Origin of the sequence: Pseudomonas sp. CCNWLW23, from assembly GCF_037095675.1 — a bacterium.
Classification (GTDB): Bacteria; Pseudomonadota; Gammaproteobacteria; order Pseudomonadales; family Pseudomonadaceae; genus Aquipseudomonas; species Aquipseudomonas atacamensis.
Genome location: NZ_JBAWKM010000042.1, coordinates 1 through 9,735, shown reverse-complemented (window position 1 = coordinate 9,735; position 9,735 = coordinate 1). Strand labels below are relative to the sequence as shown.

Here is a 9,735-nt window from a genome sequence, read left to right as displayed (position 1 = left end):
GCCGCTGTACAGCACGAGGAACAAGGGATGTTCGCGCCGGCCAATGAAACCCACTTTGCCCTGACCATCGAAGGGCTTTCCGCCGACTTTCAGGTGTTTACCCTCACCGGCCGGGAAGCCATCAGCCAGCCTTTTGTCTTTGAGGTGGAGCTGGTCAGTGAGCAGCCGTCGCTGGACCTCGAAACCCTGCTGCACAAACCGGCCTTTCTGCAGCTGTCGCCTGACGGCAGCGGCATCCATGGGCAGATCTACCGCGCCGCGCAAGGCGATTCCGGCAAGCGCCTGACCCGTTATTCGGTGACCCTGCGCCCACAACTGGCGTATCTGGCGCACCGCATCAACCAGCGCATCTTCCAGAACCTCAGCGTGCCGAAGATCATCGGCCAAGTGCTGGAAGAGCACGGCATTCAGGGCAACGCCTACGAATTCAAGACCGGCTCGATCTATCCCGAGCGCATCTACTGCGTGCAATACGACGAGTCGGATCTGCACTTCATCCAGCGCCTGTGCGAAGAAGAAGGCATTCACTTCCACTTCCAGCACAGCGCCAACGCGCACAAGCTCGTTTTCGGCGATGACCAGACGGTGTTCCCGAAACTCGCCCCGGTGCCCTATCAGCAAGACTCCGGCATGGTCGCCAGCAACCCGGTGATCAAGCGTTTCGACCTGCGCCTGGAAACCCGCACCAGCCGCACCACGCGCCGCGACTACGACTTCGAAAAACCGCGCCTGACCCTGGAAAGCGAAAACCGTGGCGACGCCCTGCCCGACCTCGAAGACTACGATTACCCGGGCCGCTTCATCGACCGCGAGCGCGGCAAGCACCTGGCCAAACGCGCCCTCGAACGTCATCGCAGCGACTTCCAATTGGCCGAAGGCAAGAGTGATCAGCCGTTGCTGGTCAGCGGTCATTTCCTCGCCCTGACCGAACACCCGAAAGCCAAGTGGAACGACCTCTGGCTGCTCACCGAAGTTCTGCACGAAGGCAAACAGCTGCAAGTGCTCGAAGAGTCGGTGACCAGCGACACCACCGCGCTGAAAGACGATTTCCATCAGGGTTACCGCAACCGCTTCCAGGCCACGCCGTGGGACGTGCCCAATCGCCCGCCGCTACGCCACCCGAAACCGCGCATTCTCGGCAGCCAGAGCGCGGTGGTCACCGGCCCGAAAGGTGAAGAAATCCACTGCGACGAGTACGGCCGGGTCAAAGTCCAGTTCCACTGGGACCGCGAAGGCCAGGCCGACGACAAGACCAGCTGCTGGCTGCGCGTCTCCAGCGCCTGGGCCGGCGCCCAGTACGGCGGCATCGCCATCCCGCGCATCGGCATGGAAGTGCTGGTCACGTTCCTTGAGGGCGACCCCGACCAGCCCTTGATCAGCGGCTGCCTGTACCACAAGGAAAACACCGTCCCCTATCCACTGCCGGCGAACAAGACCCGCAGCACCTTCAAGACCCTGAGTTCGATGGGTGGTGGCGGCTACAACGAACTGCGCATCGAAGACAAAAAAGGCCAGGAACAGATCTACCTGCACGCCCAGCGCGACTGGGACGAAAACATCGAGCACGATCAGAAAATCCGCGTCGGCAACGAACGCCACGACACCGTCGAGCAAAACAGCTACACGGAGTTCAAAGCCGAAGAACACCACACCGTCTACGCCGACCGCAAAGTCGAAACCCGCGCCAACGACCACCTCACCGTCGGCGTCAACCAGCACATCAAGATCGGCACCGGACAGTTCATCGACGCCGGGCAAGAAATCCACCTGAGCAGCGGCATGAAAGTGGTGATGGAAGCCGGTGCGGAGCTGACCCTGGTCGGCGGCGGCAGCTTCATCAAGATCGATGCTGGCGGCGTGACCATGAGCGGGCCGGTGATCAACATGAATTCCGGTGGCAGCCCTGGCAGTGGGACTGGTGCTGCGCCCTTGATGCCGGGGCCGTTGAAGCAAGCGGATACGGATAAAGCCGGGCAGTTGCTGGTGCCAGCGCAGAGGCAGGCGTTGATGCAGAAGAAGCCGATTTGTGCGGTGTGCGAAGCCGCCAAACAGGCTGCGCAAAGGGAGCTACAGTAAATGATCGAGCTACCGCCACTTCCGATTGATCTGCCATGGGAAACCCCAGCTTATCTGCTGCTGGATGGCGTCAGTGTTCCCGATCTCGCGCAGCAATTGTTTCAATGGGATAACCAAGCCTACAGCCTGTATCAGTCCACTCGCTGGCAGGAGTTGTCAGATATTTCGCCTTATCTGATCGAGCTTAAAGGTGCCAGCGATCCGCTCTTGGCGTACTTCAGAGAACATGCGGCTGAGGAGTGGGGTTATCTGCTGTTCAGCGACGCAGATGCGCATTCGTTGTGGGGCCATTGGCGTCACTTGCTAAGCGTGAAGCACCCGAGTGGCATAGAAGTCATGCCCCGTATTGCCGACCCTGCGGTCATGCACCAGCTGTTTGCATTGGCAGAAAAAAAGGGCAGCGCGAAATGGTTCGGACCGGTCAGCCATGTCTGCCTGCCGGACGGAGTTGGCATCAACTGGCATCAGCACATTCGCCCCCGACCCGCTATAGCCGAACCCGAGACCTATCGTTTGACGGATGATGAACTCACTGCGTTGGGCGAAGTAGAATTTCGTAACTTCATATCTGATCTAAATGAGCATTTGCATACGTACTTTGCGGACTTCATGGCGACTTTTGCATCTGAAGATCGTCGGCCCTATGCGCAAGCACTCGCGAATGATGCCTATCAAAAGGGTTTCGCTTCTGAACAGGAAATCACCCTCTATGCGAACGTTTTCGGTTATCTCGCTGGTGAGCCGGTCACTGATCATCCCGACATCGTTCAGCTACTCGCGCAATCGACGTCTGAAGCACCACTGAAACGCGTTGAGCGCGCTGCAGAACTGGCCGAACGCCGTGCCGCCGATCGACAAGGAAGCCAATCGTGACCACTCAACAACCGCCTAAACCCAGCGCCAACACCGCCGCAATGGCCAAGCCGGCGAAAGACACTCGAGTGCCGATGGGTGTGTGCCCGTTGATGAACAAGAAGGTGCAACTGCTGCCTCTGCGCTATGGCCTGGTTCAACATCTCGATCCAGCTGCCGAGGTGTCCATGCCGTACAAAACCAAAAGCCAGCCGCTGGGCATTCGTTTGCTGCGCGATGGGTATCTGTACATTATCAATGGCACCACCGGTTACTTGCACGAATACCGGATCGAGAAAGGCCAGATCACCAAGCTGCTGTGGAACAGTCAGGAAGTATCGGCCGACACTCGGACCAGTTCAGTCGGGGAACCGCATCTGATTTTCACTCGATCTCACACGCTTTACGCCAGTTATTCCGAAATTCAGTGGACAGCTTTCAAATGCTCGCAAGTGCTCAGCTCCAAGGATGAGCGCAAACGCTTGATGCAGCAGCTCGAGTTGACAAGCGCCTGCCCGGAAAAGGGTGGCGAGCATTTGCTGAGTAAGCAGCAGGCGGAGAGCTGGCTGGCCGAGGTCAAGGAGGATCAGTCTCGATCCGATGCCAAACCAGAGGGTTCGAATCAGCAGGAAAGCGTGGCCTATCACTGGGAGGATCAGCCACTCTTCAAGCAAACCACCATTGAAAGTCTGACCAGTAACGTGCAAGGCCCGTACAAGAACGACTACCTGTTTCTGGTGCTACGAGACGACATTGGCGTGATGCGTGATCTGGCCAGTGCGCAGTTGAAAGTGGCTGACTGGATTGAACAATGGAGTGCTGATGAACGATGCCAGGCTCAATACCTTACTGGCTCTTACATACAGTCGCTCTACGACGTCAATGGGCCCCGACTTGACGCTCTGAGCAAAACAGACCCTGATATCAAGTCGTTGAAAGACGACACCAACGAAGAGCAGCAGAACAAGATTTATGAGTATCTGAAGGTTCGCCGGGATAACAGAGATCCGGGGATCTATGGAGACGAAGCGCACTGGCGAAAAATGGCTGAAAAGGATCCTTATGCCCGTGCGTACATGGACATGACGGATTCGCTGGGCAATCCGTTATACCGTAAACATCAAGACACCTTGAATAAACTGAGCCTGCAAAGCTGGTACGCCTTGCATGGCAAGGAGCTCGGTCAGCGTGGCGTCGATGACTTGGTTAACCGACCGGAGATGGAGGCATTTCTCCTCAAACAGCAAATCCTGCTGAGTCACTGGCACGGACGGTTGAAGAACATTCGTGATGATCGCCTGACGATGTTTACCAGTGGCTACTTCCACGGAGCCGCCTGGTACTACGATTTCAAGCTCGATGCGCAAATCAAGCATCGTCTGGAGACTGAATTCGTCTGTGTCGCCGCGATGTGTGCTGACCCGAAGGCCGTCGCGAAACTTGCGGCTTACATGGAAGCCAATCTGCTGACCGTCGTACCTGGGCTGGACACGCTGACTCTGGCCGCACAAGTCGACGTAGCAAAAAAACTCGCGGACTTGAGCAGTTTCTCGATCAACGTGATCTCCGCCAAGGAAAACCTGGCCAACGTCAACGTCCTGACCAATCAGTTCCACAGTCTGATGACCGAGCGCCTGCCCAACTACGCCAAACTGAACACTCAGTTCATGGGCATGCAAAGCTTGCTGGACGAGGCCTATAACCCGGCTCGACAGATGAAAATTGCCGATCAGTTGGACAAAGCTTACGTAACCTTCGCGCGTGCACAAACCGTCGACGCCAACAGCTACATTCGCGAAATCGGAGCGCCTGCGCGTTTACAGTTACTGCGAGAGTTTTCCCGGCAAGGGCTGACATTGCGTGCAGCGTCTGCCGCCGAAATCAACGCCTTCAACCTTGCCCGAGATCAGGCGTTGGACCTGCGCGGGCAGTTGAAGGAAACCTACAAGTTGCGCAATCGCGAATTGTCCCGGCAAACCACCGGCTCCGCCATGCCGGGCAGTGAAACGCAGTACAACCAACGAATTGCCCAAATCAAAAATTCGCTGTTACCTTTGGAACAGAGGCTCTGCGACGCGTTGACGGTAGGCGGAGACAGCCCGGCAAAAATCGGCACGGTGATCGATGGTCTGGATCCGCAATTGCGGGCAGAGATGGGCCGGACCGTACGAGACTTCCGGGCTACAGGGACGTTCAATAAGCCGCTCGCAGGGGTCATGAGGTCGAAGGGGGATGGGATTGCGTTTGCGTTGTTCGTGATTCAGGGGCAGAAGTTTATTGAAGCGATAAGTTCAATGGGTAAAAAAGATGTTCCGTCGTTATCTGACTGGTGGAACTTATTTGAGTCACTCGTAGGTTTTTCGGCTGCTGGTTTTGCTACGGTACAAGGCTTGGCGGTAACAATATTTCAAGCTCATTTATCGGAAATGGTTAGTGCTACAGGCAAGGTCAATACCCTTAGCCGCTTGGGCCGATGGACGGGCGTCGCCGGAGTAGGCGCTTTCAGTTTCGGCGCGATTTCCGCCTCTATTGACTTGGGTAAGCACTCCATTCAATGGGGCAAGGCCTTGGCTAAAGGCGATTACAAAGAATTAGGAGCTACAACTCTCCAAATCAGTGGTGACTCAATACTAGTAGGTACAAATACATGGGCTGCCACACGTACAAGTTCAATCGTTGTTAACATTATGAAAGGCCCGACTGAACTGCGTGCTTTAGCTTGGGCAGAGGCGAGTCCAAGAATTATGGCGATTGGCGCACGCGCCAACTTGATTGGTCTGATCGCGACTGCTTTGCAACTGGTGGGCGAGGGTTTATACAACTATTTTAATCTGGACGACTTGCAAAAATGGATGGAGTCCAGCGTCTGGGGGAACAAAACTAAGAATCGCAGCATGCAGGACGAATGGAACGAACTGGCAAAGGTCGTGCAAAAACCTACTTGTGAAATGATTCGTGATGCCAAGCAGACCTATCTGAAGCTTATAATTCCAGGCGTTAGCACGCAGGAAATGGATACTCGAAAATTGCAATTGAAAGCGTACCAGCAATATCGCGATGTTCCAAAGAAAGGGGGTTACGCGCCCGGCCCTTTTCCCTTGAGATGGCGGGAGTGCACGACAACCTGGATTAGTCGATTAGTCGTAGCCAGTAAAGGCAGCGAAGCGTTGACAATTCATTTGCCGATCAGTGACTCATTGCAGACCACAGATTTTTCCTTGGCATTGACCATCGCTTATCAATTGGAAGCTGAACGTGACGTAATGCACGAAACCTGCTTTGTGCTCCGTGACCTGCATATTATTAGCTCACCTTATAGGCGCGATCCAACGCGCGGTGTCTTTAAGCTTGATTCTGCTGACTCGTTGCCGATTGGCACAAGTAAATCCCAATTCATATTGTTCAAAAAAGAAGATTTGGGGACCATCGATGCTTAAAAGCCTTTTCAAGCGCGGCGCTAAATTCACTACTTCTGAAGCCGCAGCGGACATCCGTAACGAGAGGCCAAGGGCTGGAGAAGTCCGCGTCCGTGGAATGAATGAAACTCTGTTTCTATCGCCATTACCGGTCTATACAGGGCAAACTCAATCCTCTCGCCGGAATTTTTCAGGGATGAACGAAGTATTCCTGGAACTCGGCGGAAGTAATTGGGGAATGGTTGAACAAGGAAAAATACTTGCCGCTGGAATTTGGATGGCATTGACGACAGCATTCATTGCTCCGGTGCTTATCTGTGCTTGGCTCGCACTTTTCAGCCCTCACGGAATAGATCGAAGGTTCGTCGACCTAATTGGTGACTCGTTACTGGTTTTTGCTAGCGGCTCTCTACTGTTTATTCTCCCTCTTGGTGCGTACTTATACGGAATGCTCTCCGGCGTCTTTAAAGCAGCAAAAACCTACCCCGTCCGCTTCAACCGCCAACGCCGCGAAGTCTGCTACGTCGACAGCAAAACCCGCCGCGTCCTCATCGTACCTTGGGAAAGCGTAGTCGCCTGGGTCTCCAACACTCAGGGCGTCACCAGTTATGGCGCTACTCGCCAGTACACGTTCGGCATGGGTCTGGAGGATGAGGAGCAGGACAAAGTGCAATTCCTCCTGCTACCACAACCCAGCGATGCACATGCTTTAGGGATGTGGACGTCAATTCGTAATTACATGGAAGACGGTCAGTTGGTAGATGCTCCAAACCCGATGCTCAAGGCACTGGGTTTGACTCCATCCGGTGATCGGCTCAAACCGTACGAAGGCCTACACACTTTTGAAATCGAACGCGAAGACGCGCGCGCGATGGGGTCGCTGGACGAGGGTGGCGACGAACTGACGCCCGAGCAGCGCGAGCATTACGGTTACTCGAAAAAATCCTACTGGCCATTGCGCCGCTGGTACATGTGGCGCGTGCTGAGCTTCTGGAAGATGCCTTATATGCTAGCCGAATGGGCGCATCGCAAAGGGCGGCCTACCCTTCCGGAACAAGTGCAAACATGGTCTCAGCCGTTGCCACCAGAGCAATGGGCCAAGCCCAGCGGTGCATTGGTGAAAGCCAATCAAATGGTCAAGACTGCCATGGACAAAAAAGGCGCCACGTTCGTCGAAGCGTGCAAAGCGGCGGGGTTACATGGATGAAATGGGAGCAACCACGTTCGTCTATTTATTTTAATTCTTAACATCTGTTAAAAGGTAAAGCCGATTTGTTTCGGTTTATCCGACGCCATAAGTCGGAAATTTCGAGTCTGAAACCCCCATGAATACCCGTCAGATAACGCTTGCCAATCGATGGACCGCAACCTTTCAAAACATCGGCGAGTTTCGCATGGGCGTCGAGGGCTGGGGCTTGCTTCTACAGGGTCCGGATAACCAGACGATCAAATACTTCGCAGACCAGATTGTTCTAGCGAACGACGAGGACGGCAACCAAGCCAACACCTGCATCCTGCTCTCGGTCGATGGTGTTTACGGCTGTTTGCATACGGCCGTAGACGGCGACTGGGTGATCGATTTTGCGCGAGGGATGATTGCCCCTCATCGAGTAACGATTCGCCACCATCACGACGCTTACGACGAAAGCCTCGCACTATACGAACAGCCGGCCTTCAAACGTGCGCGCCAGTACGTCAGTGTTGTCGGAAAACACATCTACCTGACTTTTCCGCTAACCAGAGATGAGGACTTTCCCAAGGTATGGGACGAATACTTGGCAATCCGCAAGCGCCAACTGGATGAGCTTTACTTCGGAACCTGACAATCGCATGGAGAGGTCCGGCAGTCGTCTCCAACCATATACGTCGTCATATTCCCGCAGGTGGCTCCCTCCCAAATTAAGCTTCACCTAAGCTTCCCCCGCTAGCATCCCGGCTCATCAACCTGTCGTCTTGAGCCGTGGATGAGTCCCTCCGACATGAAAGCCTTTGATCTACCTACCCGACCGCATCCCAACTTCAGCCTCGTCCTGGTAAATTACAAAACCCCGGACATCACCCGCATGTGTCTGGAACTGTTGCGTGAGCATGTTCAGGCGCAGGGCATTGCAGTGTGGGTGGTGGACAACGATTCGGCGGATGCCAGCCTCGATTATTTGCGTTCGCTGGACTGGATCAATCTGATCGAGCGGCCGTCGCCGGGCAAGGAAATGGGGCATATTGCCCATGGCAAGGCGTTGGATCTGGCCTTGGCGAAAGTTGAGACCGATTACTTGTTTCTGCTGCACACCGACACCTTTGTCTACGACATGGAAGTGTTTGCGATGATGATGCGCGAATGCACGAAAAATGCGGACATGGCGGCGGTGGGTTGTGTTGAGCAACTTGATCGTGGGTTACTGCGTGATACCTGGCGTTTAACTTCGCGGTTCTGCAAACATCATGTTCGTCGGCTCAAAGTTCATCTTGGCCTGCGTTCGAAGCCGCCACGCCCGTATAAAGAAACCCATTTGAAAAGTTTCTGCACGCTGTGGAATGCGCGGCTGATGAAGTCGCTGGGTTTGCACTTCTGTATGGATGAGGAGGTGCCTGGTTACACGCTTCAGGATCGAATGGTCGGGTTGGGCTATGGCATCAGGTTCCTCTCGCCGCGGAAGATTTTCCGCTATCTGGATCACATCCAGGCCGGCACCGTCGCGGCGGCGGGCACGTATGGCAAGGATCATCGCCGGACAAAAATGTACCAGCAGACCCTCAAACGCTTGCAGGATCAGTATGGCAAAGCCGGCATGCAAGCTTCGACTTGATCGAAAACAATAAAAAAAGGGCGACTGAAAAGTCGCCCTTTTTGTTTGCTAATTCTGTATACAACTTTTTGCAAGTAGTGGAGTTCGCCCAGTGTAATGGCCTGGCAATCCATGCACCGGTAAAGAGCCCTGACACTGGGCGAACGCGAGGATTTTAATTCAAACAAGTGGGCATGTCGTCATGGGCAAACATGAAATTTTTGAACTGAAAAGTTAAAAACTGTGTTTTACCGATTTTCCCCGGGAATTGTCTTACAAAAAACTTTATATGATTGCTCTCATACATAAAGTTGTACAAGAGCAATAAACTTGTAGAGCTAATACTCAACTATCGTGCTGACTGGTCACTTTCAAGATATCGGTATAAGTGACAATAACGCTCTGCCCTACTTTCAGATCCTTCAACTTGGCCTGAATCTCCGGCTTCTTCACATCGAGCGTCTTCGATTGTCCGGATGGATTTTGGAGGGTGACCTGATTGGTCTTCAAATCGATTTTGCTGATTTTCAGCTGCACCTGAACCTGACGATAAGCCTCGCCACCAGGGTTATCGCTGCCCGGGGCCTTGCGCAGTTCGCCGGTAC

6 protein-coding genes and 1 pseudogene are annotated in these 9,735 nt (G+C 54.3%); 6 read left to right on the top strand and 1 reads right to left on the bottom strand.

The genetic code is table 11. The annotated features are described in order from the left end of the window. The first annotated feature begins 27 nt into the window (after positions 1 to 27). The 6 genes from tssI (at position 28) to V8J63_RS27395 (ending at position 9,151) form a co-directional block, all read left to right on the top strand. Complete coding sequence (gene tssI, locus V8J63_RS27420) at positions 28 to 2,076, top strand: type VI secretion system Vgr family protein (RefSeq protein WP_336464950.1); 2,049 nt, start codon at positions 28 to 30, stop codon at positions 2,074 to 2,076. Further along, complete coding sequence (locus V8J63_RS27415; protein WP_125926642.1) at positions 2,077 to 2,949, top strand: DUF4123 domain-containing protein; 873 nt, start codon at positions 2,077 to 2,079, stop codon at positions 2,947 to 2,949. Beyond that, a complete protein-coding gene (locus tag V8J63_RS27410; protein WP_336464949.1) occupies positions 2,946 to 6,365 on the top strand; it encodes a toxin VasX in 3,420 nt (1,139 codons plus the stop codon). Before V8J63_RS27415 ends, V8J63_RS27410 begins: the two co-directional genes overlap by 4 nt. Positions 6,366 to 6,540: 175 nt before the next feature. After that, positions 6,541 to 7,551, top strand: coding sequence for a DUF6708 domain-containing protein (locus V8J63_RS27405; RefSeq protein WP_232245609.1), 1,011 nt, complete (start codon positions 6,541 to 6,543; stop codon positions 7,549 to 7,551). A gap of 118 nt (positions 7,552 to 7,669) precedes the next feature. Beyond that, on the top strand, positions 7,670 to 8,167 hold the full coding sequence (locus V8J63_RS27400) for a hypothetical protein (RefSeq protein WP_125926644.1): 498 nt from the start codon (positions 7,670 to 7,672) through the stop codon (positions 8,165 to 8,167). 156 nt (positions 8,168 to 8,323) lie between these two features. After that, positions 8,324 to 9,151: a glycosyltransferase family 2 protein gene (locus V8J63_RS27395; RefSeq protein WP_125926645.1), complete on the top strand. Its 828-nt coding sequence runs from the start codon at positions 8,324 to 8,326 to the stop codon at positions 9,149 to 9,151. A 324-nt stretch (positions 9,152 to 9,475) separates the two neighbouring features. Here V8J63_RS27395 and V8J63_RS27390 read toward each other — a convergent pair. Next, positions 9,476 to 9,735: pseudogene (locus V8J63_RS27390) on the bottom strand (hypothetical protein); the annotation flags it as partial.

Coding starts and splice junctions, on each gene's coding strand:
- tssI (WP_336464950.1), top strand. CDS start 28: ATGTTCGCGCCGGCCAATGAAACCCACTTTGCCCTGACCATCGAAGGG.
- V8J63_RS27415 (WP_125926642.1), top strand. CDS start 2,077: ATGATCGAGCTACCGCCACTTCCGATTGATCTGCCATGGGAAACCCCA.
- V8J63_RS27405 (WP_232245609.1), top strand. CDS start 6,541: ATGAACGAAGTATTCCTGGAACTCGGCGGAAGTAATTGGGGAATGGTT.
- V8J63_RS27400 (WP_125926644.1), top strand. CDS start 7,670: ATGAATACCCGTCAGATAACGCTTGCCAATCGATGGACCGCAACCTTT.
- V8J63_RS27395 (WP_125926645.1), top strand. CDS start 8,324: ATGAAAGCCTTTGATCTACCTACCCGACCGCATCCCAACTTCAGCCTC.